We start from the raw sequence: 26,453 nt of genomic DNA, 5'->3' as shown, positions 1-26,453 counted from the left end.
CTTTCGGGGCTCGATACTGAGCCTATGCAGTTTTGGGGGCTGAGTCAGCAATCCTGCCTGATCCTGTTTTTCCTAGGTCTGGTAGTCCTACCCAAAATGGTGGTCTTTCAAGCACCCGGAACGGCAGAATGGACGGATGGGTCAAAGCGCGGAGTTCGGTAAATTTCTCAAAGTCATGCGTGCCCGCCTCTCGCCGGACGACGCCGGAACGGACGAGTCGGGCGGTTCCCGCCGCGTCCCCGGGCTCCGCCGCGAGGAGGTCGCCAGGCTCTCGGGCGTCAGCACCGACTACTACACGCGGCTGGAACAGGGCCGCAACATCCACCCCTCCAAGGCGGTCCTGGAGTCCGTCGCACGGGCCCTCCGCCTTGATGCGGGGGAGCAGGCACACATGATGGACCTGCTGGAACACTGTGCCAGTTCCTCCGGCAACCCCGGCCCCGTGCAAAAGGTGCGTCCGGCGCTGCGGCAACTCCTGGACGCCGTTGGCGATGTTCCTGCAATGCTGCTGGGCAGGCGGGCGGACGTCCTGGCAGCCAACCGGATGGCGCACCTGCTCTTCACCGATTTCTCCGCGCTGCCCGCACCCGAACGCAATCTAACTCGGTGGATCATCCTGGATCCAGCAGCGGGGAGCCTTTTCAGGGACTGGAAAACGGTAGCCGCCGAAGCTGTTGGCGCGCTACGGATGGATGTTGGCAGGCATCCCAACGATCCCCAAACCAACCAGCTGGTGGGTGAACTTGCCGTGCATAGCGAACACTTCCGCCAATGGTGGGCTGGTCACCGCGTGGCCACAAGGTCCGCGGGCACCGTCCGGTTGCACCACCCCGTGGTGGGGGACCTGGAACTGAACTTTGAAACCCTCAGTCTCCCGGACGACCCCGACCAGCTGCTGAGGGTGTATTCGGCGAAGGCGGGTTCGCCGTCGTCGGACGCTTTGACGTTGCTCAATTTCGGCGACATGGGCACCGAAGCCCCTGTGCCCGAAACCTCCCGCCCAGATGGCAGTTAATGACAATCCGGAGCCCCGGAACTGTCATTAACTGCCATCTCGCGGGCTAATCAGCGCTCCAGGCGGAAACCAAGCTTGATGGTGACCTGCCAGTCGGCCACTGCGCCGTCCTCGAGGTGACCGCGGATCTCCTTGACCTCAAACCAGTCCAGGTTGCGCAGGGTCTGGGACGCGGTGGCGATGCCGTTCTTGATCGCGTCGTCAACGCCTTCGCTGGAAGTTCCTACAATTTCGGAAACGCTATATGTGTGGCCAGCCATGGTGCTCCTCATCAACGTCTTGCGAATATATGGAAGGAAAATCTGGCCCGCCAAGCAGGCCGTCCAAGCAGACTAGCTCACTGTCCACCGGGCGGCCAGAGCCTGACGGGGCTTAGCTTTCGCGCCAGTCGTTGCTGGTAATGTGCGATCCTGCCTGTGGTCCCATCTGCAGCATTCCGCCGTCCACAGGCCACGATGCGCCATTGACGTAACTGGCCGCCGGGGAAGCCAGGAACGCGATGACTGCGGCGATCTCCCTGGCATCTCCTGGCCGTCCCAGCGGTACTCCGGGCCGTTCCTCCTGCTCCGGGTCCTGGTCGGTTTGCCCCGTCATGGGGGTCGCAATTTCGCCCGGTGCCACGTTGTTCGCTGTAATCCCATGCTCGGCCAGCTCCAAGGCCATGGTTTTGATCAGCCCACCCAGACCATGCTTGGAGGCGTCATAGGCGGAGGCCCCCACCCGGGGTTGGAACTCGTGCACGCTGGTCACCGCGATGATCCGTCCGCCGCGACCAGCCTTGACCATGTGTTTCGCCGCAGTCTGCATGGCAACGAACGCGCCGTTGAGGTTGGTGTCCAGGGTGGACATCCAGGTGTCATAGTCGAGCTCCAGGAACTTGGTGCCGTCGCCGGTGCCAGAGTTGTTGACGAAGACGTCGACGCCGCCGAGTTCATCGGCCAGCTTCCCGATGGCGGCTGCCGTTCCGCGGATGTCCGTGGTGTCCAACTGTTGGACGACTGCTTTGCGGCCCAGTGCGCGGACTTCCTCCGCGGTTTCGTCGGCCCCCTGCTGGTCCGAATGCCAGGTAATCCCTACATTCATGCCGGCCTGGGCCAAAGCCACCGCGGTAGCCCGTCCGATGCCTGAATCCGATCCCGTGACGATGGCGGTCTGCGGGGAAAATGGTGCGTCGCTCATGGTCCTGCCCTTCGGTCGTGTGATCGTTCCGATGACCTATCCCTACCCGGACCAGCCGCGCCGTAAACACCGTATGCCTGTACTTGCCCCGGCGGATACCGATGGAGTGTAGATTTCTTGCAGCAGTACCCAGTAAATCCCCTGAACCAGGAGTACTTATGTCAGAAGTAATTGTGGTCGGCGTCGACAACAGCGAAACGGCCAAGCGGGCGGCAGCGGCAGCAGCGAAGCTCGCCACCGCGCTCGGCGCCGAACTGCACGTGATCAGCGGTTTCTCCGATGACCGCATTGAGGAATTCGGCAGCGGCAGCGACCGCATCACTGTCTCTTCCGCGGACTCGGCAGAATACGTTGCCCGCAAGGTCTCCGAAGAGTTGGACATTCCCGCCGGTAACGTCAAGTACTTCGCTGCCCGCGGCACTCCGGCCAACGCCCTGATCAACTACGCCGAAACCAACAACGCCTCGTTGATCGTGGTCGGAAACAAGCGCATGAAGGGCTTGGGACGCGTCCTGGGCAGCATCGCAAACAGCGTTGCCCACGGCGCGCCGTGCGATGTCTACATCGTGAACACGGACGTGGACGCCTAAGCCCGAATTGATGTGACAGAGGCCGTTGTGGATGCCCACAACGGCCTCTGCTGCTACACCCCGACGCTAGTGCCCCTGGAACGCCTCCGCCAGCCACCACGAGCCGCCGTCTGAGGCGATCTTTGCGTCGACGACCAGTGGCCGGTCCTGGGTTCCGGCTTCGTAGGCCGCGATCCATGGGCGCACAGCGTCCAGGTCCGCTTCGGTCCTGACGGTGACTCCGTGAGCCCCGAAGCCGCGTGCAATCGCGGCAATGTCGGTGTCCGGGAACACCACGCTGGACAGGTCCTCCGGCGAATGGTTCGACGCGAAGTGGTGCACTTCGGCCCCATAGGCGGCGTCGTTATAGACGATGCACACCATCGGCAGCTTCATCCGGACTGCTGTCTCCAGCTCGCTGATGCCCATCAGGAAACCGCCATCGCCGGCCCCCAGGACAGGCAGCCGGTGCGGTTGGGCAACAGCCGCGCCGATCGCCGTGTACAGCCCCAGCCCGATGGCTTGGAACGCCTGCGTGAAGCAGAAACCAAACTCGTCCGGCACCGCCAGGTACTGGCTGGGATAACCCATGAAGTTTCCGGAGTCCACGGCCACTACCCGCTCTGTTGGGAGCATGGAATCGAGTTCGCGGGTCAGCACGCGCGGATCAATGGACGTGGCGGTGGAGAGGTCTTCGGTGGCGACATCGCGCCACCGCGCACCCTGTTTGATGGCCAAGGCGTTGGCTTCGGTGCGGTATTTTTCGGCCGGCTCGGGCTGTGCTTGCTTGAGCGCCGCCAGGGCGTCGGAGGCAGTGAGCGCGGAATCGCCCAGTACTCCCAGCGTGATGGGCCGGTTGGCGCCCAGCGCAGCATCTTCGACGTCGACCTGCACCACTTTCGCATCGGCAGAAATCAGCCTCCCATGGCGCATGGTCCACATGTTCAGCGCGCAACCCCAGCCCACGATCAGATCCGCGCCGCTGATCAGCTCTGCTGTCAGCGGCGAAGAGAACCCACCCGAAATTCCCAGGTTGTGCGGGTCGCCGTTGAACAGGCCGTTGGCTACCGCCGACGTCGCCACCAACGCGCCGGCATGCCGGGCCAACTCCAGGATTTCCTCCCGGGCGCCGCGCCCACCACGTCCGGCAACAAAGACCGGGCGTTCCGCCGCGGCGATCAGCCCCGCCAGTTGTTCAACTCCGGCGGCGTCCGGCCGCACCTTCAGCGGTTGAGGTACGACGACGGCACCCACCTCGTCCGCGGTGGCTCCACTTTGGATGTCCAGCGGCAAGCTCAGGACCACTGTGCGGCGTTCATTCACCGCCGTGCGGAAAGCCCGGACGGTGTCACTCACGGCGGTCGCGGGGGAGTGGATCCGTTCCGCGACTGCCCCGACGCTGCGGGCCAGGGCATCCTGGTCGATCTTGAAGTTCGATCGGATCGCCGCGGCCTGGGTATCTGCCGTGAGCACGATCATGGGGGTGCGGCTCTTGGCCGCCTCGCCAACGCCAGTGATGGCGTTCGTGAGGCCACAGCCCTGATGCGTCGTCACCACGCCAACCTTGCCCGACATTCGCGTGTAGGCGTCCGCCATGGTTGCCGCGCCGCCCTCGTGCCGGGCTGCAGTGAACGGGACTCCGGCCTCCATGAGCGTGATGGTCACATCGAAATTGCCGCTGCCCACTACTCCAAAGACATGCCCGACGCCGAGCTTCGCCAGCGTCCGCCCAACGAGCGTGGAAACCCTCACCTGCTCACTCATGCGCGCTCCACCAAGGCGTACACGCGGCTCGGGCTGCCTGTGCCGCCGACGATCGGCAGCGGGGCAACAACCATGGTGGCCCCCGTGACCGGCAAGCGATCCACGTTGCGAAGGGACGTTACCCCGTACTTGTCTGCTCCGAGGAGGAACGAGTGGACCGGGAACATCGGATCCAGTGCACCCGCCTGACCTGCGTCGATGCCCACCGTCTCCACCCCGAATCCACTGAGTGAGGCATTGCCGGCCAGCCACTTGGCACCTGCCGCAGAGACCCCCGGAGTGTGCGGTCCGGCGTCGTCCGCGTTGACGAAAGCAGCAGCGTCGGCGCCCCGGGCCGACCATCCCGTGCGGAAGACGATCCAGCAGTTCTCCGGGAACGCGCCATGCTCTTCCTTCCACTGCTCGAAGTGTTCAGGTTCCAGCAGGAAATCGGGGTTGGCAGCGACCTCCGCTGTCTTGTCGATCACCGCGATGGGCCCAACCAGGCGGTGGGGTTCGATCTGGTCCACGGATTTACCGTCCTTGCCGGTGATCCAGTGCACGGGAGCATCCAGGTGCGTCCCCGCATGCTCGCCAACGGTGACGTCGTTCCATGCCCAGGCCGGACCGGCGTCGTCGAAATTACTCACTGGCGAGACGGACAGCCCAACCGTATTCGCGAACGGTTGCGGCAGGTTCAGGATGGGGGTTTCGGAGCTGAGCGGGGTGGTGAGGTCGATGATTTCCACCGAGCCATTCGAAAGGGCTGCAGTGAGCCCGGCCAGAACAGACATTGTTCTCCTATCGCTTGCGTGGTTTCAGTGCTTTTTTGATCAATTTTTGTGCCACCAAGTGCCCTGAGCCGCCCGACAGTCCCGGCCCGGGGTGGGTGGACGCTCCAATATGCCAGAGTCCCTTGACGGTAGTTTGGTGTCCTGCCGCCGCGGGGAAGGGCCGCCACAAAAGGTTCTGGAACAGCTCGGCCGATCCGCCATAGGGGTCGCCCTTGACTGCGTTGGGATTGGCGGCGGACAAGTCCGTGGGCGCGAGGATGTCCGAGGCGAGGACGGTGTCACGGGTCCCGGGCGCGAACGGTTCCAGCCGGTCAAGAACACGGTCCAGGTAGGCCTGCTTCAGCTCGTCCGTCCAGCCATCGGCCGTTGCGAGTTGCCCGGCTGCGTCACCCACGGGACTGAATGGCACTTCCTGAAGTTGCAGCCACAGCGTCGCCTTGCCTTCCGGTGCCCGCGACGGATCCAACACGCATTGCTGGCCCACCACCACCGTAGGTTCAGCGGGCAGCAGTCCGGCTTCGGCTTGGGCGCAAGCGATTCCCGTGCTGTCCGAGCCATTGCTGAGATGCACCAAGGGAACCTTGTTCAGGCGCGCGTCCAGCCATTCAACAGGCTTGTCCAGGGCGAGGTGGATCTGCATGGCACCCCGGCCGTTCTGGTATTTCCCAGCCGCCGCGGCAGCAGCGGCGGGTGGCCGGCGGAGGAGCTGCGTATACAGCGCCTGCGGTGAAACATTCGCCAAGACAGTGTCGGCTGCAACCACGCCATGCGAGGTCCGAACGCCCTTCACCGACCCTGCCCCGACAAGGATCTCTTCTGCCTCAGTACCCAGCATGATCTGCACACCGTTGTCCTTCAGGAGTGATTCGAAGGCGGCCACGAACCGGGAGGCACCGCCCTTGACCACCGGAAGTCCGAAGCTGTGCATGCTCATGGCCATCACCGGCAACATGACCCCGCCTGTCGCCTGGTCCGGGCCGAGCCCTGCATGCAGGAGCCATGGCGACCACAGCCGGTCGGTTTCCCAGCCATCAAAACGGCTGCGGACGTAGTTCCGTCCGCTCATCACCGAGTCCCTGATGAAGGCTTCAGTCCCTGCCAGCCGGCCCCGCCGCAAGGCCCCGAACGCGATCTTCGCGACCTCTTTGAAGGAACGCAGCTCTGCGCCGAAGGCCCCGAAGACCGTGCCGGCGTTGCTTCCCAGATCATCCAGCATGGCCAAGTACGCAGCCTGATCCGAGGCGACCTTGAACGTCGCAGCCGTTTCCGCCGGGTCCCGCTGCGCGATGACCACGCGATGGGCTCCGGTGGCCGGGTCGACAGCCACGCTGGCCGTCACCTCGCCGGTGGTGTTGCAGTACCCCAGGCCCCTGGCATGCAGTTCCTTGCCCAAGTGTGCGTAAGCTCCGCCTGAGACGAACAGCGGATGCCAGGACGAGAATGTGTCGTGGATGAAGCCCGGAAGGGTGCGCTCCGCGGAGTGGATGAAGCCGCCCAGCCGGTCCGAGCGTTCGATGAGGCACACGCGCTTCCCGTCCAGGGCAAGTTCGGCCGCGGCGACCAGGGAGTTGATGCCCGAACCAATGATGGCGACGTCAACGGGATCGTTCATGCGGGACCGCTCCTTTCGGGAGTTATCAGAAATCCGGGTGGTTGGCAGTTGCGTGGTACTTGCCGGCATGGAACACCAGGGGAGCACCGCCGTCGTGGTTGTAACTCTCCACTTCGCCAACGTAAATGACGTGGTCGCCGGCATCGTGCCGCGACACTGTCCGGCACTGGAACGTGGCTACGGCGCCGTCCAGGAGCGGCACGCCGGCGATGCCCTCGGTGGTTTCCGTCCCCGCGAACTTGTCCGTGGCGGGCGTTGCGAACTGGCGGGACAGGACGTGCTGGTCGCTGGCGAGGATGTTGATGGCGAAGTGCGTGGCATCCTCAAAGTCCTCCAGGCTGGGCGCCCGCTTGCTGGGGCACCACAGCACCAGAGGGGGCTCCATGGAGACTGACGTGAAGGAGTTCGCGGTCATGCCTACCTTCCTGCCGTCGGCGGCAACAGTGGTCACCACGGTAACGCCCGTGGCGTACTGGCCCAAGGCGCCCCGGAAATCGCGGAGGTCGAAGGCGGAGGTATCGTCCTCCTTCCGGGCTTGCATGAAGTCTGCGGCGGCCGTGGGGTCGAACCACCAAGGGTAGGAGGTGCGGGGATCGTCGAAGCCGGCCACAATGCTTGCCGCCAGCGCCGGGTGCTCGGCGGCCTCGGCCAGGAGTGTCTTCTGGTGATCCCTGCGTGGCTTGAGGAGATCGTTGGTCCACTCCACCGCCCACTGGCCCCATCCGCGCCAGAACTCATCGAAAGTGCGCTCCATCCATGCGCGGTCAAAGGGCTGCTGGCCCCGGCGGACGATCGAATCAAGGTAGTACTTGGCCGCCAGCGTGGCATTGTTGGAGCCTTGCCCGGTAAGGGGATCGTTGAGCACCACGGCGTCGCCCAGGCCGAACACCAGGTTCCCGTTCCCGAGTTCCCCGACGGCGGACCGCACGGTCGGCGTGATGCGCCCCAGGAGCGTGGCCCCGCCATCGGTCAGTTGGGCGTCGGTAAAGTTTTCGGCTTCATGCGGGAAATGCTCGCGCAGGATCTGCAGGGAGCGTTCCAGCTGCTCTTCAGGGCTTCCGACGTCGGTCCAGCGGTCCATGGGGCCGCCCACCACGCCTTCGAAAACCATCATGCGGCAGGGGCCGGAGACGGTCAGGCCCGGGAACGTAAAGAACTCGCCGACGCCGGGTGCCATGGACATGCGGATGGCGTCGCCGTGGGTGTCCATGCTGTCGGAAGACGTGACGTAGTTCAGGGCCAGGACCCGCTGCGGGCGATCGAAGGGCGACTTTGCCTTGTCCCGAGGAAAGATTTGGCCGATTTCGCCCTTGCCCGTGCTCACAATGACCAGCTCGTAGTCCCGGGCGAGTTCTTCCAGCATGCGCGGGGTGACTTTCTCGATCCGGAAGTCACCGCCGTTGGCAACAAACGTCTCGATCCACAAGGCGCTCTTGATCCGCTGGTCGATGGAACGGGCAGGCCCATCCAGGGGTGCCTCCCATTCAATGGCTTGTTCGGCCCCGACGTGTAGCCGGATCGAGCTGATGCCCGGGACGGCCCCCGACTCATAAAATTCCGTGAGCGCCGTGCCCATCTGCGCTTCGGCGTCGAGGGCCGTGGAGAACATGCACTGGCTGGACATGACCTTGCCCGTGCGGATCTGCGCGGCCGAGCGGTCGGACAGCAGCGTCACCTCATAGCCGGCCCGTTGCAGGCCAAGGGCCAGTTGGGCGCCGGATTCGCCGGCCCCGACGATTGCTATTTTTCGCATGGTTGAATCCTTGCTGGCAGGGGTGTGCTACAAAACTTTGGCGGTGGCGAGTTCGGCTAGGTAGCCGGCTGCCTTGTCGGGGTACATGAACCACTCCTGGAATTCCGGTGGATGGTTGAAGCCGTTCGCGAACCGGTGGGCGATGGCGGGTTCCTGGTTGGCCGCGCCCAGAAGCTCCAGGACGTGCGGCGGTGGCGGGGCCAGGAGCGCATTGGTCCAGTGTGCAACGTGCTGGGCGTAATCCCAATAGCGCTCGAACGTGGCCTGCATGAACCCGGCGTCGAACGGACCGCTGTGCTGGACGATGCTGTCCAGGTACGACGCCGCGCACTTGCTGGCGTTGTTGGACCCCTGGCCCGTGATGGGATCGTTGAGAACCACGACGTCGGCCAGGCCCAGTACCTGCCGACCGCTCGGGAGCGTGGCGATCGGGTGCCGGACCGTGGGCGCGAACCGGCCTTGGAGGATGCCGTTGGGATCGGTGAGTTCCGCATCCGTGGCGCGCTCGGCTTCCCACGGCAGGAAAGTCTGCAGGATGTTCTTGGAGTTCGCCAGGTGCTCCTCAGGCGTCACGCCTTTCCACGTGTCCATCGGGCCGCCGGGGACGCCCTCGAAAACCATGATTTCGCAAGGGCCGGTGGTGGTGAGTGCAGGGAAAACGAAGTACTCCCCAACGCCGGGGATGAGGTTGAAGGACACTGCCGAGTAGTCTTCCCGGGGTGTCAGGCCCTTCACATAGGTCAAGGCCAGCGCCCGCTGCGGTGCGTCATAGGTGCTGCGTTCGGCGTCGCGGGTGAAGAGCTGCGCGATCTCGCCCTTGCCGGCGGCCACGATCACCAGGTCCGAGTTCAGCGTGTACCTTTCCAGCTCGTCAACCCCCGCATCTTCGAAAACCAGCTCGCCGCCGCGCGCCACGAACTCTTCCATGAAGCGCGGGAACTTCACCCGTTGGTCGATCGACTTGGCGTGATTGTCCAGGCGGGAGGCCCAGCTGATGGCCTTCTCGCCAGGCACCTCGGGGTGGGGGATGGTGAATGAGATCCCGTCCACGGTGGGTGCGTCCGGCCAGAAATCCAGCCCCAGCGCCCGCTCATTTTCCAAGGCGTCATGGAAGATGCACTGGCTGGAAGCGACTTTGCCGTCCCGGATTTCGTCTGGTGTGCGGTTGGAAATCGTGGTGACCTGGAAACCGGCATCCAGCAGGCCGATGCCCAGCTGCAGTCCGGACTGGCCGGCGCCGACGATGGTGATGTGACGTTGCGTCATGGTGGTGTCCTCTTCTGTTGGTTCGGATCGCTGTTGTCAGTTGGCTGCGAGCAGCGGGATGGTCTCTTCGGTGCGTTCGGGCCCCAAAGCGGAGTAGCCGCCGTCGACCGCCCAATCGGCTCCCGTCACGAAACTGGCCTGGTCGCTTGCCAGGAAGGCGACGACGTCGCCCACCTCGTGCGGGCGGCCGACCCGCCCCAGTGCGTGGAACGGGGCCGCGACGGAGTCCGTCTTTTCCAGGCTGCCGTTGCTCAGGGAGTCCATGATGTTGCTCCAGACCCAGCCCGGGCTGACGGAGTTCACCCTGATGCCGTCGGCCGCGAAGTCCACGGCCATGCTGCGGGTGATCTGGACCAGGGCTGCCTTGCTGGCCGGGTACAGCCAGCGGCCGGTCTGGGCTACGGAGCTGGAGATGGAGGTGAAGTTAATGATGGCTCCGTGCCCGGATTTTGCCAGGTGAGGCCGGGCCGTGTTGGCCGCCATTACCGCGCTCACCAGGTTGACGTTGAGGGCTTCGAGCCAGTCGGCCCTGCCAGAGGATGCGCCGTCGTCCTTGTAGGTGCAGGCGAGGTTCACCAGGATGCCCAGGCCTCCATGCTCCCGGGCAGTGTTCTGCACGAGTTCCGTGACCGCGGCATCGTCTGTGATGTCTGTGTGGGAGTAGTGGATACCTTCGCCAAGCTCCTCGGCGAGCAGTTCGCCGTCGGGCGCTATGTCCGCAACCACCACGGTGGCGCCGGCATCCCGCAGTGCGGTAACCACTCCCTGGCCTACCTTGGTGACGCCGCCGGTGACGATTGCCGTCCTGCCCTTCAGTGCTGACATGGCTTGACCCTTTCCTTGATGGATTGTTGCGGAATTATGACGTGCGTCATATTTGTTCTGGATGCGACTCTAGGTAGCGCGTGCCCGCGTGAATATCCGTTAGGCGCAGGCATCATCCGGATTACGCAGGCTCGTCCTCTTCCTCCTGCCAGCCCACCTGCCTTTCGAGCGTTGTTTCGGTGCTGTGAGCTGGGTCATACTTGTCCTGAAAGCGACTCTAGACAGCCGCTGCACTCCGGAATATCCACATGGCGCGGGGATCATCCGAAAGGCGAAAGCTGCGAAAAACCCTGTGAAGTAGGTGGCTGATGGTGAGGATTCTTCCCCGGGACGTTCTGCGGGGACGACCGACAATGGCCACCAAGGACGTGGACGAAGCCCACGCGAAGATTGCCGAACTTTTCTGCAGCCATGAGTTGGCGCCGCGGACCAGGACATCCGCCGTGGACATGAAGTTGCGGTCCCTTCACCGGGCCGACGTCGGCATCGAGTTCCTGGATTACGGCGCCGATGTCCGCATTGACCCTGAGGGCTTGCAGGATTTCCACCTTGTGCAGATTCCGTTGGCGGGCCATGCGACCATGCAGGTGGGGTCCACCACTGTGGAGTCCAGTCCCACTATGGCCAGCGTCCCTCCGATCGATAAGCCGTTTTCCATGAGCTGGGACGGTGGCAGCCCGCACCTGATCGTCTATGTGCGCCGCCCGGCCTTGGAGCGCGTCGCCGGGCAGTTGTACGGCGATGGGGCCGTGGACCTGGGGTACGGTATGGACCTTAGCGGTGGGGCGGGTCGCGCCTTCCTGAGGGCCGTCGTCGAACTTCACGACGATATGATCAGCCGGCCAGCTAGTGCCGCTCCTGTGTTTGTCCAGGGGCTCCTGACGGACAGCATGGTGTCGCGTCTGCTGATGGCCATGGAACGCCCAGGTGACGACGTCCGCGATCCCGAAGCCGAGAGCAGGCTGGTGCGTGAGTGCCGTGAGCTACTGGAGCGCCATGCCTTCGAAGAACTCACCGTCCCGGACATTGCGGAATGCCTGGGCGTGTCCGTCCGGACCCTGCAGACCGCGCTCAGGGCGGAGACCGGCGCAACGCCCTCGGAGCTGCTGCGCAGCATCCGGCTGGACCGGGCGCGGGAGATGCTGCTCGAAGCCGACCCCCGCGAGCAGAGCGTCACGGCGGTCGCGGAGTTGTGCGGATTCACGCACCAGGGCCGTTTCTCGGCCTTGTATCTGAAGACTTTCGGCGAGCTGCCGTCGGAGAGCCTGCGCCGCTGAGTTGCGGACGCGGAGGCTACTAAGGTGCGTTCGCGTGCACAATAGTGCAACTACGGGCACGCAGATCATTCGGAGTCGCGCAGAATGCGGGGCAGGAATCCCAGCCGATCCAATTCCCGAACCAGGAGAGGTGTCAGTTCACTGGGGGCGAGGCGAAGCCGGTAGGACCTCTTTCCTTCCGCCACTGGTTCAATGACTCCGCGGTCCAAGAGTTTTCGTATGTTTTGGCTCCGGGTCGAGGCTGAACCCGTGAACGCTGCACTAAGGTCTGCGGCCTTTACTTCAACTTTTCGGGCGATGATGATTAATGCGAGCGCTTCCTCGCTTGTGAATCGTGACGAAGCAAGGCCTCTTTGGATGGCGGGAACCAAGAGACCTTCGGCTACGAAATCCTTGTCGCCGAGCTTCACCAACCTGCTCAGGTCCGTCAGCAGTCCTTCCAGGACATATGTCGACCAGCGAATCAAAGAATCGGGTTCGAGGGAGTCGGCATCTTCAAGTCGTTCGTAGTAGAGGTCGCGGTTCTCTCCAAACACGGCTGTTGGGTTGAGTGCCCGGTACCCAGCAGCGTCGGAGAACCCCTGTCGCCGCATGGCCGCGTACGTCAGGAGCCTCCCGACGCGCCCGTTGCCATTTCCGAATGGGTGAATCCAAACAAACCGATGGTGGGCGAGTGCGATCTTGAGGAGTTCGTAGTTCTGATCTACATCTGCATTGATGAAGTCGAGGAGGACCGTCATATCGCCGTGGATGCTGCCCGGCGATGGTGGTCGGTGCGACGAGCCGCTGATGGTCACATCGGCGAGTCTGTAAGCGCCAGGCGTGCGGTCCCCTTCGCGTTCCAGGCCGGAAACGGAAATGCGGTGAAGCTCCCGGACAAACCCATGCGTCAGTACTGTTCCCCGGTGTATGGCAGAGTCGACGAAAGCCGTTGCTTCATGGAGCTGGACGATCTCTTGGACCTCGTCGTCCGGTGTGACGTCAGTCCGATTCGCGTACTGAACACCTGCAACAGCGTCGACAATTGAAGTGCGGTTGCCTTCGATACGTGCGCTCATGATGCTCGACAGCAATTGAAACAGCGCGCGCAGCTGCGCGAATACCTCCGGAGGGGTGGTTCCTTCCCCTAAATCTGCCCGTACCCGTTCAAGTTGGATGATGGCTTTAGCCAACGGAGAGCTAAAGGGAAACTCGGGAAACTCAAGCGGTCTCACGCGCAGAACTTTCGGCAGGTGTTGCAACAATTAAGAGCATGGTGCGATTCTGCCCTAAAAATAAAGGATTCTGCGACTTCGCACCTATGCAGGATTTAAATCCGATCCGTCCAACAATTAAGCCGACCCCGCATGCTACGCCTCCAGTACGTACGTCTTCAGGTCGTCCAGGGTCTGCTGCATGTGGGCGTCCATGGCGAGCCGGGCTTCATGCGGATCCCGGGAGGACAGGGCGGCCGCGATCTTCCGGTGGTGCCCAATTGCGTGTTCCTGGATTTCCGGGAAGGCCGAGGTCTCGGTGCGTCGGGCTTCAAGGACACGGTGCAGGGGTTCGAACAGGACGGCCACAAACACGTTGCCGGAAGCATGGAGGATCACGTCATGGAAGGCGAGGTCGGCTTCCACAAATCCGCCGAGGTCGTTGACTTCGTGTGCGGATTGCATCTTTTCCACGTGCTCCCTGAGGGCCGCGAGTTCATCGTCCGAAATCCGTTCGGCGGCCAGCTCGCAAGCGCCGGTCTCGAGCATCCGACGAAGCTCGATCAGCTGGATGGCAGCCGCGGCGTCCTTGGTTCCTTCGGAAGCTGCGCGCAAGACAGCTTCGAGTGAGGCCCACTGATTCAGGGGATTCACGAACGTGCCACGGCCTCGCTCCACGCTGAGGATCCGCTGCGCTTCAAGGGTCTTCATGGCTTCACGCACGGTCATGCGGCTCACCTCATGCTTGGCGCTGAGTTCCAGCTCGCCCGGGACTACCGTTCCGGGCGGGAACTCGCCCGCCACAATGCGGTCCAGCAACTCATCAGCTACGACGCCGACCAGCGACTTGCGTGCCATGTTTCCCCGTTTCCTGTCCTTCGCTCCGCCCGGCTCCCTGTGGGTTTTCCCGCGGGACCGGATGGATGTCAGACATCTTACGCTGGCGGCTGCCAGCTCGTATTCCAAAACTCCTGTAACGCTTGGGCGCACTCATCCGGCCGTTCCCAGTGCACGTTGTGACCCGCATCGGCAATGGCCTTCAGCTGCCGGTTGCGGCCTGCGGCCACGAACTCACGCATCTGGTCGATGGACCGTACCCGGTCCCCGGTTCCGGCGATGACCAGCAAGGGCGCCTGGACGCGCCCGGGTACAGAGCGTTCGACGCCGGTCATGGCCGCTATCGCGCTGGCGGTCAGAACCGGGAAGGGTACGTCGAAGCCTTTGCCCAGCCTTGCCATCTCTTGGTCGGTCAGTGGCCCGTACCAGGCTTTCATGAGCTTCGCCTTGGTGGCCGCGTCGAAGAATCCTTGTTCCAACTGGGACACCAGCATGGCCCTGAATCCCTCATTTGGCGGCGCTGGCACCATTCCCACCAACGCAACAGTCGCCACCAGCTCCGGATAGTTGGCCGCAACCGTCAGGGCGACGCTTCCGCCCATGGAGTGCCCTACCAAATGCACCGGCTTGCCGCCGTGTTTCTTGATGGCCGCCGCAACGGATTTCGCGGCCGAGTCCAGTGTCCAGTCGAAGCCGGACAACTTCTCACCCGGGTGGTACCCGGGGAGATCCAGAATCCACGCCGACCGGCCGCCGTCGAGCAGTTTCTCCACCAGCGGTTCCCAGTACGACGAACTGGATGCCCAGCCGTGGATCAGTACTGCCGGCACGTGATCGCCGGCATCGGCAGGCGTGCGAACGTCCACGAAGGGGAGCGGAACCGCGCTGTCAGCCATGGCCCCAGCCTAGTGACGCACGGCATCTTGCGCAGGGAAGAGCTGTGTGTCACACTGGCATTCAAATGTTAGATGTCTGACATCTTACATTCACCAAACAGCAACAGAGATTTCCCACGATGGAGTGCACAGTGACTTTTGAAGCCAACGTTCTGGCCGCTTTCCCGGCGGAAGTCCAGATCCCTGCCCAGCTGGTTGCCGACGCAGTTGCCGCGTCCGCTGCTGCCGCACCGAAGGTCCTGGTGGTCCTCGACGACGACCCCACCGGCACGCAGTCCGTCGCAGACCTCGCGGTCCTTACCCGCTGGGATGTCCAGGACTTCACGTGGGCCTTCACCCACATCAGTGAATACAACACCAAGCCCGCGGTCTACGTCCTCACCAACACCCGCAGCTTGGATCCCGCCGAAGCCGCAGCCCGTAACGAAGAGATCGTGTGCAACGCATTGGCCGCGGCCGGACCGGCCGGTGTGAAGCTCGGCTTCGTCAGCCGCAGCGACTCCACCCTCCGCGGCCATTACCCGTTGGAGCCCGACGTCATCGCCGCTACCGTGGCCGCTGAAACCGGTGAAGCAACCGACGGTGTCGTGATCGTTCCGGCTTTCCCCGACGCCGGCCGGGTCACCATCGGCGGTGTGCACTACATGCGCGGCGATGCCGGATCGCTCACCCCGGTGGCGGAGACGGAATTCGCCAAGGACGCAAGCTTCGGCTTCGCCAACTCGGAGATGGCCAAGTATGTGGAGGAGAAGTCGCAGGGCCGTTACGCTGCAGAAAGAGTGATCGTCCTGGACCTGAACACCATCCGCGCCGGTGCCTCTGCCCAGGACCCCGCCATTTCCGCGAAGGCCATCGCCGACGCCTTGGAGTCTGCCACCAACTCCACCCCGATCGTGGCCGACATCGTCACCGAGAACGACTTCCGTGCCTTGGCCTTGGGCCTGGAAGAAGCAGAACGACGCGGCAAGAAGCTCCTCTACCGCGTTGGTCCGCCGTTCGTCCGTGGCCGGATTGGCCAGGAGATCCGCACGGCCCTCACCGCCGAGGAAGCCTACGCCGGCAACACTCCCTCTACTGCAGGCGGCTTGATCGTTGTGGGCTCCCATGTGGGCGTCACCACCCGCCAACTGAACAACCTCACCGCAGAGCACAGCTCGGCGCGGACCATCGAAATCGATGTAGAGCGGCTGCTCGGTGCGGAGGCCGATGCCTACATCGGAACCGTCGTGTCCGACGTCGTCAGCGCTCTTCGCGAAAGCGACGTGATCGTCCACACCAGCCGCCTCCTCATCAAGACCGACGACGCCGCGGCGAGCCTGAAGATCGCCCGCACCGTCTCCGCCGCCGTCGTGGCCGTGGTGAACCGCACGCTCAAAACGTTCCCGCCTCGATTCGTTATTGCCAAGGGCGGCATCACGTCCTCGGACGTCGCGGCGCACGGCCTGGAAATCCGCCACGCGATTGTCCGCGGACCGATGCTGCCGGGCATCGTCTCGCTCTGGGAGCCGGTGGATGGTCCCGCGAAGGGCATCCCGTACATCGTCTTTGCCGGCAACGTCGGCGACGACCAATCCCTGACCCAGGTCACCCGCAAGCTCAGCGCCACCTTCTAAAAGCATCCGAAATTCAATGGAGAACACCATGACCAGCAGCAACTACACCGTCACCGTCTTGGGCCTTGGCGCCATGGGCCTGCCTATGGCAACCCGGCTCGCATCCGAGCTGACCGTTCACGGCTTCGACATCGCTGAGCCCCGCCTTGAACTCGCAGCGGCAGCCGGAATCAAGACCTTCGCCTCGGCCCGTGAAGCTTCCCAGGACGCCGACGCGTTGTTGTTGGCGGTCCGTAACGGCGAACAGCTCAACGATGTCCTCTTTGGCGAGAACGGCGTTGCCTCGGTACTGAAGCCGGGCGCCGTCGTGATCCTTGGCAGCACGGTTGGCACGGAAGCCATCCCGTCCACCGTTGCCAAGCTCGCTGAATACGGCGTGGCCCTGGTGGATGCTCCCCTGTCCGGCGGCCCGAAGCGTGCCGGTGAAGGCGACCTGCTGATCGTTGTGGGCGCCGAGCCTGAAGCGCTCGAGAAGGCCCGCCCGGCCCTGGAACTCCTGGCCTCCACGCTGAGCATCGTGGGCGACAAGCCCGGCGACGGACAGGCACTCAAGACCGTCAACCAGCTCCTCTGCGGCGTGCACATCGCCGCCGCGGCTGAAGCCATGGCCCTTGCTGACGCACTGGGACTGGACCAGGCAAAGACCCTGGCCGCCCTTGAAGCCGGCGCTGCCGGTTCCTTCATGCTCTCCAACCGCGGCCCACGCATCCTCGAGGCCTACACGGAGGATGGCGCCGAGGTCCTCAGCCGCCTGGACATTTTCGTCAAGGACATGGGCATCGTGGGCAAGGCAACACGGGCCGCCGGCCTTGCCGCACCCGTAGCCGCCGCCGCTGAACAGCTCTATCTGCTCGGCCAGGCCCAGGGCCTCGCTGCCGCCGACGACTCCGCCGTCATCAAGGTTGTTGCGCCCACGAAGCGCACCGCCTAACCACCCCCATCACAGAACCCGCGACGACGGCGGTCCCCCCTCCGCCGTCGTCGCACCTCCAATCGGCCTTCTTAGGGCTGGTATGTCAAAGGAGACACCCCCAATGAACCCCCTCGTCAACTCGCTGATGGTTCGGGCGGCCGATGCCCCCGCCATCAAACCCGCTGTGGAGCTGGGAACACCCCTCCTGCTGACCATCGCGGCAGCAGGCATCGCACTGCTCCTGGTGCTGATCATCCGCTTCAAGATCCAGGCCTTCGTCGCCCTCCTTGCGGTGAGCATCCTGGTAGCTGTTGCCGCGCAGATTCCGTTGAAGGACATCTTCACCGTGGTCACCAACGGTGTGGGCAGCACCATGGGCAAGGTCGCATTGCTGATTGCCTTGGGCGCCATCCTTGGCCGGATGATCGAAGTCTCTGGCGGCGTGCAGTCTCTGGCAACCCACTTCACTGAGAAGCTCGGGGCCAAACGCGTTGCGGTGGCGTTGACCGCCGTCGGCTTCCTGGTTGCCATCCCGGTCTTCTTCGAAGTGGGCGTGATCGTCCTGGTGCCCATTGTTTACGCCTTCGCGAAGATCGCCAAGGTCCACCCCATCAAGTTCGGCCTCCCGATGGCCGGCATCATGCTCTCCATCCACGTAGCCGTCCCACCGCACCCGGGCATCGTTGCGGGCGCGGGTGTCTTCGGAGCCGATATCGGCCTCATCACCATGATTTCCTTGATCATCTGCGTGCCGCTCGGATTCCTGTCCTACTGGGTTGCCAGCATCATGAACCGCAAGGACTACGAGCTCCTTCCCGGCGTCAAAGCCCAGGTTGAAGAATTCGGCTCCGATTCACTGGTTCGCGTTGGCCACGACGGCCCCGGCGCCCGCGCGATCGCTCCGCCGCGTCCCGGACTGATCATGTTCCTGATCGCCGCTCCGATTGTGCAGATCCTCCTCGGTACCGTTGGCACCCTCACCATCGCCAAGGACAACTACTGGTACGGGGTGGCCTCGTTCATCGGCAACCCGTTCTTCGCGCTCCTTGTGGCCGTGGCCCTTTCCTTCTTCCTGCTGGCTGTTCGCCGCAACTGGTCGCTCAAGGAAACCGGTGAGATCTTCGAAGGCGCGCTGCCTCCCATCGCCTCCATCCTCATGGTGGTTGCAGCCGGTGGCGTGTTCGGTGAAGTACTCCGCACCTCTGGTATCGGTGCCGCGCTGTCCCACACCTTGGACAGCCTCGGCCTGCCGGTGATTGTGCTCGGCTTCATCATCTCCCTGGCGCTTCGCGCCGCCCAGGGTTCGGCAACCGTAGCTATTGTGACCACCACCGGCCTGCTCACGTCCGCCGTCATGGAAGGCGGCTACACGCCCGCCCAGATCGCAGTGATCGTGATCGCCATCGGCTTCGGCGCACTGGGCCTGTCACACGTGACCGACGCAGGCTTCTGGACAGTCATCCGCTACTACGGCCTCACAGTGTCCGACGGCCTGAAGACCTGGACCGTCCTCACCACCATCCTTGGCTTGGCCGGCTTTGTCCTCACCTACGTGGCCTGGATCCTGGTGGGAGGCCTGGGCCACTGATGCGCGCTTCCCTGGACTCAATGGTCGCCTCTGCACTGGCCTCCCGCTCCGCAGTTCCGGCCTTCACCTGCTACGACTTCACGACCGCCCTGGCTGTGGTTTCGGCTGCCGAGGAAGCGCGGCTGGGCGTCATCCTGCTGGTTGCGCCCAAGACGGCTTCCACTCCCAACGGACTCCGCCTGATCAAAGCCCTCCGCGGCCTGGCTGACTCGGCGAGTGTTCCCGTGTCCGTCCAGCTGGACCACGCTTCGGATCTCAAGGTCATCCGCGATTCCGTGACCGCCGGTGCGGACGCCGTCCTGGCCGATGGTTCGTCGTTGCCGTTCGAGGACAACATTGCCCTGGTCCGCAAAGTCCGTGCCGCGCTGGACGCTTCCGGACGCACCGACGTCGTGATCGAAGCGGAACTGGGCGGGCTGGCCGGCGATGAGGACAGGGCATTTGGCGCTTCATCCGAAGCGCACGACGCCGGTACTTCCGTTGCGGGATTGACTGACCCGGCGCAGGTGGCGGACTTCGTTGAGCGCACCGGCGCCCAGTTGCTGGCCATCGCGGTGGGAAATGTGCACGGCAAGTACAAGGGCGAGCCCAATATTCGTTGGGATGTACTGCAGGACGTTGCCTCGAAGACCGGCGTCCCGTTGGTACTGCACGGCGCTTCGGGCATCCCGGCGGACGAGCTCGCCAAAGCTCCCTCGCTGCGGGTCGGCAAGGTGAACTTCAACACTGAACTACGCACCGGCATCCTGTCTACGCTTGAGGCGGAAACCGCGGCATACCGGGCAGATGGCGAGAATCTCCAGGGTTTGTTGGCGCGTTGGAACGGCACTGCGGGCGCATTCGCGGGCGCCACGCTGGAGCTGCTGAGCGCCTGACGGCCCGGTCCCAACAACACGGGAGGCTAGGATCAGACCATGATTCTGGCCTCCCTGATTTTCGCCCTGATTGCGGCTTTGCTTCACGTATTTATCTTCACCATGGAGTCCATCACCTGGACCAAGCCATCCACGTGGAAACGCTTCAGTCTCACCTCGCAGGCCGACGCCGAGACCACCAAGCCGCTCGCCTACAACCAGGGGTTCTACAACCTCTTCCTGGCCATAGGCGCGTTGATCGGCATCATCGCAGTCTGGGCCGGGGCTCCACAGGTAGGTTGGACCCTCGTGTTCAGCAGCTGTGGGTCGATGCTCCTGGCAGCGCTGGTCCTCGCGGCCAGCGGGAAAAAGTACCTCCGCGCAGCCACCACCCAAGGCATTACGCCGCTGCTCGCCGTCGTGCTTGGTGTGCTGGCCCTGACGCTGGGCTAGAACACGTTGGTGGCCCGCTGTTCCGTTGTTGGGCAACGACGGAACAGCGGTGCCGCGACGTGGTTCGAAATTAGTGTTCCGGGGGACCGGCCTGGGCTGCCGCGTCATCCATCCACAGGACTTCCCAGTGGTGGCCGTCCAGGTCGCGGAATGCCCGGCTGTACATGAATCCGAGATCCTGGGCGTCATAAGTCTCTGATCCGCCGGCCTCGAGGGCCTTGTTCGCCAAAGCATCTACCTCTTCGCGGCTCTCGGCTGAAATGGCGACAATGGCCGCCGTCGAATTCCTGGTGTCCGCGATGGGCTGCTTGGTGAACTCGCTGAACTTGGCGTGCGTCAGGAGCATGGCATAGATGGTGTCGCTGAAGACAACGCAGGCAGCAGTGTCATCTGTGAAGTTGGGGTTGATGGAATAGCCAAGTGCTGTGTAGAAGGACTTGGAAGCCTCGAGGTCGCTGACAGGCAAATTCACGAAAATAGAGGTAGTCATGGCTATGATCCTGCCGGTGTTTCGGTAGGCCGTCCAGACCCTTCTCTCCAGAGCGGCAAGGGCACAACCCTGAGGCTTCGCCCGGATTCATCGAGGACATGGCCAAGGCGCTTGTATGTTCGGACCACCGCTTGCCGGGAGATCACCGTGCTGCCCGGTGCCCGCTCGGCCAATTCGCGCTCAAATGCCTGTGCCTCCACGTAGTCACGGACCCACAACGTGACCACCAGGTTGTGCGAACCGAGCACCTGGGCACTGAGCCTGCAGTTCGTCCGTGAAGCGAAGTAGCGGCCGACGTCTTCCACGTACTGTGCCGGAACATTGAGCATGAGCGTCACTTCCCGCAAGCCCCGGTTCGCCGCAGTGGACGCATCGCACCTCAGCGTGATGTAGCCGGACGCGAGGAAGCGTTCCACCCGGCGTCGGGCAGTTTGCGGCGAGACGCTGCAGGCTTCTCCCAGTTCAGCCCATGAGGCACGTCCGTCGTTGGCCAGTTCCTCAAGCAACGAGGCGTCCAGTTGATCCGGCGAGTAACTTGCCGGTGCTGTCTTGGCTTCAGCTGAGACCAGCCGCGCGCGTGCGGGTTCACGTGTTCCGCTGCGCCATTCCGAGGCCTGCCGGTAAAGCTTGGTGACGAAGACGACCTCCCGGTGGGTGAGGCCAGGCAGCACAGGAAAGGCTCCGGTCACGATGTCCATGAGTTCCTCGTGGCTCGACGCAAAGCAATCCATGAAGACATCATGGGAGCCTGTGACCATGGAAACGGTGCCGAACGCCGGCACCTCACACAGCCTCTGTATCAGGGCTTCGCTTTCGCCGGGCAGAGACGAGAGCTGGATGAAAGCGGACCATCCGGCACTGAGGTAGCGCTGTCCCGGAGACGGCGTGATCCATGCCAGTCCTTGTTCGGCCAGCGCGTTCCAACGCCTCGCCACAGTAGGGCCGGACAGGCCCAGGGCATCCGCAATCCGGCTCCATTCCGCCCGCGGATTGATCTGGAGAGCATTCACGATTTCGAGGTCCAGCTCGGAAACTATGGCCGATTCGTTCAATACGCACTTCCTCGTGTGGGTTTCAAACAATTTGAACGTCAGCATAACTGACAGCCATAGCGTTGTGACTCGCATCACCACCGGCGAATCCGCCCAGGACTCTAGGAAGCTCATGGCAAGCAAGACAGCACCACCGGCAGCGGCCACTACGCGCAAAACCATCGCAGGCATGATCCTGGCGATGGCTCTCATTGAATCGCTCAGCGGTGTCACCCAGGGGTATCTGAACCCCATCCTGCCCGCACTGGGACCGGTCTTCGAGATTGACGATCCCACCATCAACGGCATCTTCCTCATCTCAAATGTGAGCTTCGCCGTCCTCACGCCCATCATTTCAAGGCTCGGCGACAGCTACGGCTACCGACTCATACTCCGCTGGTCCACAGGTGTAGTGACGGTCGGTGTTTTGCAGATGGCGTTGTGGCCGACGCTATGGACGGTGACCTTAGGTGTAGTGATGTTGACCTGCGTGGTGGGCTTCATCCCGCTCATGATGGGTGTCCTTCGAGTCACCAGCCCCGCCCACATACGCACTGGCGTCAGTGTCATGATCGGCATGCTCATGATCATGGTGGGAGCCGGCGGACTGCTGGCCGGAATCGTTGGTGTCACCAACCCAACACTCGGATTCTGGGTGGCGGTGCCATTCGCGGTCATCGCCTTTGTTTGCTCGTTCCTGCTGCCCGACGCCGGAGTCCCGACCCGTGAGGGAATGGCCCTTGCGCCGTTGCTGGCTTGCGCAATGGGGCTGATCGGCTTCGTGGTGGCGCTCTCCATGGCGCCTGAATGGGGTTGGCTGGACGCCCGCACCCTTGGGGCTGGCTTGCTGGGGCTTATCCTGCTGGCCTTCTGGGTCAAGCGAGACTACGGCAGTGCCGCCGGTCGGCGGTTCATGGACCTCCGAATGCTGGCCACGCCGCGGATCCGCGCCATTTCCGTGGCAACGTTCTTCTTCGGCTTCGCTTCTATCAGCTACTTCGGCACCAACGGCATCTTCCTGCACTCCAACCCGGACAAAACAGGGTACGGGTTCGCTCTCAGTCCGCTGATGATCGCGATTGTCCTTGCCCTGGCATCCGTACTTTCCTTGGTCGCGTCCCTTTTGACGGCACGGGCGCTGCGGAAGTTCGGAGAGCGGCCCACGTTGGTCTTTGCCGGCGTTCTGCTGGCTGGAGGGTTCCTGGTCATGATGTTCGCGCACGACTCGTTCGCCGGATACTGCGTCGGCTTTGCCATGTTCAACCTCAGCCTGGGCATGTACCAAGCGGGCACCCGCTCGCTGTCCGTGGAAGGAGTGCCCTTGGAAGAAACGTCAACAGCCGCCGGACTCAACGAGTTGGCGTTGTCAGTCGGCATCGCCGTGGGCGCAGCAGTGGTCAAGCTGTTGTCGTCCGCCTCTGTGGCCAACGGACGGATCACCGAAACCGGTTTGCTGACCATCTGGGGAGCCCTCGCCGTGGCGGCACTGATCGCCGCAGCGGCCAGTGCCCGGTACCCGAAGCGACAGGCCGCCGAGGTGACGGCATGACCGCCGGGCTGGACAGCGAAACTGCACGGTCCGCCGTCGTGCCCGCCTCCCCGGCCGACGTCCAGGCTGTAGTGGAGCGCGAAGTCCAGCGATGGAAACCGGACATTCTGGACCTTAGCCACGCCATCCACGCCGACCCGGAACTGGGTGGCCAGGAATTCCGTGCGGTCAAACGGGTCAAGCGGGTGCTCCGAAAGGCCGGGTTCACCTTCGACGAACAACAGCCGGAACAGCCCACCGCGTTCAGCGCGCGCTTAGGATGCGGTCAACTGGTGGTAGCACTCTGCGTTGAATACGATGCGTTGCCCGATATTGGGCACGCCTGTGGTCACAACGTCAACGCGGCCAGCGCGGTGGGCGCAGCGTTGGCTCTGGCCGCTGTGGCCAAAGAGCTGGACATCACTGTCAAGGTCCTGGGAACTCCGGCGGAAGAGACCACCGGGGGAAAGGTGGACCTGATCGAGGCGGGCTTCCTCGACGACGTCTCACTGGCCATGATGGTCCACGCCGGCGCAGCGGATGTGGTGGGCGGCTCGTCATTGGCCATGTCCATGTGGGACGTCGTCTTCGAAGGCCGCCCGGCGCACGCCGCAGCAGCGCCGTCCGAGGGCGTCAACGCGTTGGACGCGCTGGTGGTGGCGCAATTGGCCATTGCCTTGGCCCGGCAGCAGCTGCCCGTTGGCTCGATCGTGTCGCTGATCGTCACCGAGGGTGGCAGCGCCGTCAACGTCATTCCGGAGCGCTCCCGGGCAAGTGTGGAAATGCGGGCACCCGGTATTGGGCAATTGCGCCTCATCCAGGACAAGGTCCGGCGCTGCCTCGAAGCCGGTGCGCACGCGAGCGGCTGCACCCTGCAACTGAACTCCCAAGGCAACGACTACGCAGAACTGCGGCAGGATCCGTTCCTGTCCGGGGCGTACCAGGAAGCAATGAAGGCCACGGGAAGGGACGTAGTGTTCAACACCGACCCTGTAGCTTCCACAGACATGGGCAACGTCTCCCAAAGGGTGCCATCCATTCACCCCATAGTGGGCTACGACGTCCGGGGCGCTGTGCACCACACGGCCGAGTTCGCAGCATTCGGCGCCTCTGCGGGCGCCGACAAGGCGGTCCTTGATGGATCGTTCGGCATGGCCGCTGCGGCGTGCGCTGCGGCCATGGACGCGGAGCAGCGGAAGCGCCTGCTGCACCAGACGCCCGGGTAAGGCTCAAGCGGCACGCCTGCTGGCCCCCTGTCCTAAGCGGGCGGACAATGGAGGCAGCGCGCGGTGCGCTTGTAGGGAGAGCCATGGATAGAGCCAGGCAAACACACCCTGCCACCGGCCTGGATGAGGCTGTGCGGCGGGATCCGGCGATCGACCTTGTCCGTTTCACCTGCCTGCTCTTGGTTGTTGCCGCGCACTGCATGATGGTCAGTCCTGTCCTGCACAAAGACGGCACGGTTGAGACGCATAACGTCCTCATGGACCAAAGCTGGTTCACGCCAGTGCTCTGGCTCCTCATGATTGTTCCGTTGTTCTTCGTGATGGGCGGGGTGACCGGGCTTCAGTCGTGGCGCCGGCTTGCGGCCCGCGGGGGAACGGGCTTCGACTTCGCGCAGCTCCGGCTCCTGCGCCTGGTGCGCCCCGCCATGGCCTTGCTTGCACTGATGTGGGGCGGTCTATGGGTGGCGTTGCTCATGGGGGTACATCCCCAGGTCATTCAGCTCATGACCGCTGGTGCCGCGATGCCTCTGTGGTTCCTTGCGGCATTCCTGACCGCGCAACTGAGCATTCCGCTGATGGCCCGGTTGCATCAAAAGTCGCCGTTCGTTGTTTTCGGTGTCCTGGTGGCAGCGATTATCACTGTGGATTCCCTCCGCGGAGCCATTCCCGTGCTCGCGTTCACCAACATGATTTTCGTTTGGTGCGCCGTCCAGCAATTGGGTTTCCTGATGGCCGACGGCTTCTTTGAGCGACGCAGCCGCACGTGGCTCGTGGGCGCAGTCGTGACCAGCAACCTCCTGCTGGGTCTCGTCACCGGCGTGGCTGTTTATCCGGGAAACATGGTGGTGAACATCAACCCACCCAACCTCTGTTTGCTTCTCTTGGGCATCTCCCAAACAGCAACGCTCCAGCTGCTCCAGCCGGCCGTGCGGTGGGTTGCCAGTGCCCGATGGGTCCGGACGGTAATGGCGCTCGCCGGCCGCAGGTCCATGACCATCTACTTGTGGCATCTTCCGCTGCTGGTGGGATTCTCGGGCCTGCTGTTGCTGACGGACCTGCCGATACCCGACGCCAGCACTTCCGACTGGTGGTGGGCGCGGATTCCCGTCTTCGCCGCGGTCGTCACGTTGCTCGTCCCGGTCGTGTGGCTTTTCGGTCGGCTTGAGGAACGTCCGACGGCGGCCAGCCACGCGCGCGGTCCCTCGCGCGTCGCTGTGGTGACGGCCGCCGTCGTGGTTTTCGTGCCGGTCGCTGATGCCGCTTTCAACGGCCTGACGCTTGCCCTCCTGGGTGGGGGAGCGGCCTGTTTCGCGCTCTCTGTCCTGCTGCTCGGCAGGGTTCCGACGCCGCAGCAGACCGATCCGGAAGCAAACGTTACGGAAAGGAGTGAGGCCCAGGCGCCCACGTTGCCAGCGCCTGATTTAAGTGCCAATCTCGAACCATGACCGAGTACACGGATTCACTGGCAGAGTCGTTCCGCGCCGGCGTCACTACGGTGCGCAACGACAAATTTCACCGCTATGAGCTTCACGTAGACGGCGAGTTGGCGGTGATCTCCCAGTTCCTCGACCGGCCCGGCCACATCGATTTCATTCACACGGAAACCAAGCCCGGCTTCAATGGCCAAGGCTTGGCCAAGGTGCTGGCCCACTTTGCCTTGGACGACGTAGTGGCGTCCGGCAAACGCATCATTCCGCACTGCCCCTATATCGCGGCCTACCTGAAGAAGCACGAAGGTTACGAACAGGATGTCGATTGGCCTGCAGAGCCGCCCACCGGCGAGCCCGACAACGAGTAG

General features: G+C 63.5%; 25 protein-coding genes. 12 read left to right on the top strand and 13 right to left on the bottom strand.

Annotation, left to right across the window (positions count from 1 at the left end; genetic code table 11):
• Positions 1-136 precede the first annotated feature (136 nt).
• Positions 137-1,015, top strand: a complete 879-nt coding sequence (locus tag LRQ04_RS11575) for a helix-turn-helix transcriptional regulator (protein ID WP_235520306.1) — start codon at positions 137-139, stop codon at positions 1,013-1,015.
• Between the two features lie 50 nt (positions 1,016-1,065).
• Here the strand turns inward: LRQ04_RS11575 and LRQ04_RS11570 are convergent, their stop codons facing one another.
• Positions 1,066-1,275 (bottom strand): dodecin, encoded by a 210-nt coding sequence (locus LRQ04_RS11570; RefSeq protein WP_211710990.1) that lies wholly within the window; start codon positions 1,273-1,275, stop codon positions 1,066-1,068.
• Positions 1,276-1,387: 112 nt separating this feature from the next.
• Positions 1,388-2,194, bottom strand: a complete 807-nt coding sequence (locus tag LRQ04_RS11565; RefSeq protein WP_235520305.1) for an SDR family oxidoreductase — start codon at positions 2,192-2,194, stop codon at positions 1,388-1,390.
• A 158-nt stretch (positions 2,195-2,352) separates the two neighbouring features.
• Here LRQ04_RS11565 and LRQ04_RS11560 point away from each other — a divergent pair, with 158 nt between their 5' ends.
• Complete coding sequence (locus tag LRQ04_RS11560) at positions 2,353-2,784, top strand: universal stress protein (protein WP_235520304.1); 432 nt, start codon at positions 2,353-2,355, stop codon at positions 2,782-2,784.
• Positions 2,785-2,850: 66 nt separating this feature from the next.
• On the opposite strand, the gene LRQ04_RS11555 is transcribed toward LRQ04_RS11560, so the two are convergent.
• The 6 genes from LRQ04_RS11555 to LRQ04_RS11530 are packed head-to-tail and all read right to left on the bottom strand — an operon-like array spanning position 2,851 to position 10,756.
• Positions 2,851-4,527, bottom strand: coding sequence for a thiamine pyrophosphate-binding protein (locus LRQ04_RS11555; protein ID WP_235520303.1), 1,677 nt, complete (start codon positions 4,525-4,527; stop codon positions 2,851-2,853).
• Positions 4,524-5,300: a cyclase family protein gene (locus tag LRQ04_RS11550; protein WP_235520302.1), complete on the bottom strand. Its 777-nt coding sequence runs from the start codon at positions 5,298-5,300 to the stop codon at positions 4,524-4,526. The genes LRQ04_RS11555 and LRQ04_RS11550 overlap by 4 nt, the downstream gene beginning before the upstream one ends.
• 7 nt (positions 5,301-5,307) lie before the next feature.
• Entirely contained in the window at positions 5,308-6,912 is a 1,605-nt protein-coding gene (locus LRQ04_RS11545) for an NAD(P)/FAD-dependent oxidoreductase (RefSeq protein ID WP_235520301.1), read from the bottom strand.
• 25 nt (positions 6,913-6,937) lie between these two features.
• Positions 6,938-8,665, bottom strand: a complete 1,728-nt coding sequence (locus tag LRQ04_RS11540; protein WP_235520300.1) for a flavin reductase — start codon at positions 8,663-8,665, stop codon at positions 6,938-6,940.
• A 27-nt stretch (positions 8,666-8,692) separates the two neighbouring features.
• On the bottom strand, positions 8,693-9,931 hold the full coding sequence (locus LRQ04_RS11535; protein WP_235520299.1) for a styrene monooxygenase/indole monooxygenase family protein: 1,239 nt from the start codon (positions 9,929-9,931) through the stop codon (positions 8,693-8,695).
• Between the two features lie 36 nt (positions 9,932-9,967).
• Positions 9,968-10,756: an SDR family oxidoreductase gene (locus LRQ04_RS11530; RefSeq protein WP_235520298.1), complete on the bottom strand. Its 789-nt coding sequence runs from the start codon at positions 10,754-10,756 to the stop codon at positions 9,968-9,970.
• 353 nt (positions 10,757-11,109) lie between these two features.
• Here LRQ04_RS11530 and LRQ04_RS11525 point away from each other — a divergent pair, with 353 nt between their 5' ends.
• Positions 11,110-12,033, top strand: a complete 924-nt coding sequence (locus LRQ04_RS11525; protein ID WP_235520297.1) for an AraC family transcriptional regulator — start codon at positions 11,110-11,112, stop codon at positions 12,031-12,033.
• A 65-nt stretch (positions 12,034-12,098) separates the two neighbouring features.
• Here LRQ04_RS11525 and LRQ04_RS11520 read toward each other — a convergent pair whose 3' ends face one another.
• The 3 genes from LRQ04_RS11520 to LRQ04_RS11510 form a co-directional block, all read right to left on the bottom strand.
• Complete coding sequence (locus LRQ04_RS11520; protein WP_235520296.1) at positions 12,099-13,091, bottom strand: Fic family protein; 993 nt, start codon at positions 13,089-13,091, stop codon at positions 12,099-12,101.
• A gap of 291 nt (positions 13,092-13,382) precedes the next feature.
• On the bottom strand, positions 13,383-14,084 hold the full coding sequence (locus LRQ04_RS11515) for a FadR/GntR family transcriptional regulator (protein ID WP_235520295.1): 702 nt from the start codon (positions 14,082-14,084) through the stop codon (positions 13,383-13,385).
• 77 nt (positions 14,085-14,161) lie between these two features.
• Positions 14,162-14,959, bottom strand: a complete 798-nt coding sequence (locus tag LRQ04_RS11510; protein ID WP_235520294.1) for an alpha/beta fold hydrolase — start codon at positions 14,957-14,959, stop codon at positions 14,162-14,164.
• 131 nt (positions 14,960-15,090) lie between these two features.
• On the opposite strand from LRQ04_RS11510, the gene LRQ04_RS11505 reads away from it, so the two are divergent.
• The 5 genes from LRQ04_RS11505 (at position 15,091) to LRQ04_RS11485 (ending at position 20,380) form a co-directional block, all read left to right on the top strand.
• Positions 15,091-16,572 (top strand): four-carbon acid sugar kinase family protein, encoded by a 1,482-nt coding sequence (locus LRQ04_RS11505; protein WP_235520293.1) that lies wholly within the window; start codon positions 15,091-15,093, stop codon positions 16,570-16,572.
• A gap of 28 nt (positions 16,573-16,600) precedes the next feature.
• Positions 16,601-17,503 (top strand): NAD(P)-dependent oxidoreductase, encoded by a 903-nt coding sequence (locus tag LRQ04_RS11500; protein WP_235520292.1) that lies wholly within the window; start codon positions 16,601-16,603, stop codon positions 17,501-17,503.
• Between the two features lie 103 nt (positions 17,504-17,606).
• Positions 17,607-19,073 (top strand): GntP family transporter, encoded by a 1,467-nt coding sequence (locus LRQ04_RS11495; RefSeq protein WP_235520291.1) that lies wholly within the window; start codon positions 17,607-17,609, stop codon positions 19,071-19,073.
• Positions 19,073-19,948, top strand: a complete 876-nt coding sequence (locus LRQ04_RS11490; RefSeq protein WP_235520290.1) for a class II fructose-bisphosphate aldolase — start codon at positions 19,073-19,075, stop codon at positions 19,946-19,948. The genes LRQ04_RS11495 and LRQ04_RS11490 overlap by 1 nt, the downstream gene beginning before the upstream one ends.
• A gap of 39 nt (positions 19,949-19,987) precedes the next feature.
• Positions 19,988-20,380, top strand: coding sequence for a DUF1304 domain-containing protein (locus LRQ04_RS11485; protein ID WP_235520289.1), 393 nt, complete (start codon positions 19,988-19,990; stop codon positions 20,378-20,380).
• A gap of 70 nt (positions 20,381-20,450) precedes the next feature.
• Here LRQ04_RS11485 and LRQ04_RS11480 read toward each other — a convergent pair whose 3' ends face one another.
• Both LRQ04_RS11480 and LRQ04_RS11475 read right to left on the bottom strand, forming a co-directional pair.
• Complete coding sequence (locus tag LRQ04_RS11480) at positions 20,451-20,870, bottom strand: VOC family protein (protein WP_235520288.1); 420 nt, start codon at positions 20,868-20,870, stop codon at positions 20,451-20,453.
• A gap of 2 nt (positions 20,871-20,872) precedes the next feature.
• Positions 20,873-21,922 carry an Lrp/AsnC family transcriptional regulator gene (locus LRQ04_RS11475; RefSeq protein WP_235520287.1) on the bottom strand — a complete coding sequence of 350 codons (1,050 nt, stop codon included), beginning with the start codon at positions 21,920-21,922 and terminating at the stop codon, positions 20,873-20,875.
• 112 nt (positions 21,923-22,034) lie between these two features.
• Here LRQ04_RS11475 and LRQ04_RS11470 point away from each other — a divergent pair, with 112 nt between their 5' ends.
• From LRQ04_RS11470 to LRQ04_RS11455, 4 genes are all read left to right on the top strand, one after another.
• Positions 22,035-23,450 carry an MFS transporter gene (locus tag LRQ04_RS11470; RefSeq protein ID WP_235520286.1) on the top strand — a complete coding sequence of 472 codons (1,416 nt, stop codon included), beginning with the start codon at positions 22,035-22,037 and terminating at the stop codon, positions 23,448-23,450.
• Positions 23,447-24,655 (top strand): amidohydrolase, encoded by a 1,209-nt coding sequence (locus LRQ04_RS11465; protein WP_235520285.1) that lies wholly within the window; start codon positions 23,447-23,449, stop codon positions 24,653-24,655. Before LRQ04_RS11470 ends, LRQ04_RS11465 begins: the two co-directional genes overlap by 4 nt.
• Before the next feature lie 83 nt (positions 24,656-24,738).
• Positions 24,739-26,100, top strand: a complete 1,362-nt coding sequence (locus LRQ04_RS11460) for an acyltransferase (protein WP_235520284.1) — start codon at positions 24,739-24,741, stop codon at positions 26,098-26,100.
• Complete coding sequence (locus LRQ04_RS11455) at positions 26,097-26,453, top strand: GNAT family N-acetyltransferase (RefSeq protein WP_235520283.1); 357 nt, start codon at positions 26,097-26,099, stop codon at positions 26,451-26,453. The genes LRQ04_RS11460 and LRQ04_RS11455 overlap by 4 nt, the downstream gene beginning before the upstream one ends.

This window comes from Paenarthrobacter sp. AR 02 (genome assembly GCF_021538675.1).
Classification (GTDB): domain Bacteria; phylum Actinomycetota; class Actinomycetes; order Actinomycetales; family Micrococcaceae; genus Arthrobacter.
This window is presented reverse-complemented; position numbering and strand designations above follow the sequence as displayed.

Coding starts and splice junctions, on each gene's coding strand:
- LRQ04_RS11575 (WP_235520306.1), top strand. CDS start 137: ATGGGTCAAAGCGCGGAGTTCGGTAAATTTCTCAAAGTCATGCGTGCC.
- LRQ04_RS11570 (WP_211710990.1), bottom strand. CDS start 1,275: ATGGCTGGCCACACATATAGCGTTTCCGAAATTGTAGGAACTTCCAGC.
- LRQ04_RS11565 (WP_235520305.1), bottom strand. CDS start 2,194: ATGAGCGACGCACCATTTTCCCCGCAGACCGCCATCGTCACGGGATCG.
- LRQ04_RS11560 (WP_235520304.1), top strand. CDS start 2,353: ATGTCAGAAGTAATTGTGGTCGGCGTCGACAACAGCGAAACGGCCAAG.
- LRQ04_RS11555 (WP_235520303.1), bottom strand. CDS start 4,527: ATGAGTGAGCAGGTGAGGGTTTCCACGCTCGTTGGGCGGACGCTGGCG.
- LRQ04_RS11550 (WP_235520302.1), bottom strand. CDS start 5,300: ATGTCTGTTCTGGCCGGGCTCACTGCAGCCCTTTCGAATGGCTCGGTG.
- LRQ04_RS11545 (WP_235520301.1), bottom strand. CDS start 6,912: ATGAACGATCCCGTTGACGTCGCCATCATTGGTTCGGGCATCAACTCC.
- LRQ04_RS11540 (WP_235520300.1), bottom strand. CDS start 8,665: ATGCGAAAAATAGCAATCGTCGGGGCCGGCGAATCCGGCGCCCAACTG.
- LRQ04_RS11535 (WP_235520299.1), bottom strand. CDS start 9,931: ATGACGCAACGTCACATCACCATCGTCGGCGCCGGCCAGTCCGGACTG.
- LRQ04_RS11530 (WP_235520298.1), bottom strand. CDS start 10,756: ATGTCAGCACTGAAGGGCAGGACGGCAATCGTCACCGGCGGCGTCACC.
- LRQ04_RS11525 (WP_235520297.1), top strand. CDS start 11,110: ATGGCCACCAAGGACGTGGACGAAGCCCACGCGAAGATTGCCGAACTT.
- LRQ04_RS11520 (WP_235520296.1), bottom strand. CDS start 13,091: ATGAGCGCACGTATCGAAGGCAACCGCACTTCAATTGTCGACGCTGTT.
- LRQ04_RS11515 (WP_235520295.1), bottom strand. CDS start 14,084: ATGGCACGCAAGTCGCTGGTCGGCGTCGTAGCTGATGAGTTGCTGGAC.
- LRQ04_RS11510 (WP_235520294.1), bottom strand. CDS start 14,959: ATGGCTGACAGCGCGGTTCCGCTCCCCTTCGTGGACGTTCGCACGCCT.
- LRQ04_RS11500 (WP_235520292.1), top strand. CDS start 16,601: ATGACCAGCAGCAACTACACCGTCACCGTCTTGGGCCTTGGCGCCATG.
- LRQ04_RS11495 (WP_235520291.1), top strand. CDS start 17,607: ATGAACCCCCTCGTCAACTCGCTGATGGTTCGGGCGGCCGATGCCCCC.
- LRQ04_RS11490 (WP_235520290.1), top strand. CDS start 19,073: ATGCGCGCTTCCCTGGACTCAATGGTCGCCTCTGCACTGGCCTCCCGC.
- LRQ04_RS11485 (WP_235520289.1), top strand. CDS start 19,988: ATGATTCTGGCCTCCCTGATTTTCGCCCTGATTGCGGCTTTGCTTCAC.
- LRQ04_RS11480 (WP_235520288.1), bottom strand. CDS start 20,870: ATGACTACCTCTATTTTCGTGAATTTGCCTGTCAGCGACCTCGAGGCT.
- LRQ04_RS11470 (WP_235520286.1), top strand. CDS start 22,035: ATGGCAAGCAAGACAGCACCACCGGCAGCGGCCACTACGCGCAAAACC.
- LRQ04_RS11465 (WP_235520285.1), top strand. CDS start 23,447: ATGACCGCCGGGCTGGACAGCGAAACTGCACGGTCCGCCGTCGTGCCC.
- LRQ04_RS11460 (WP_235520284.1), top strand. CDS start 24,739: ATGGATAGAGCCAGGCAAACACACCCTGCCACCGGCCTGGATGAGGCT.
- LRQ04_RS11455 (WP_235520283.1), top strand. CDS start 26,097: ATGACCGAGTACACGGATTCACTGGCAGAGTCGTTCCGCGCCGGCGTC.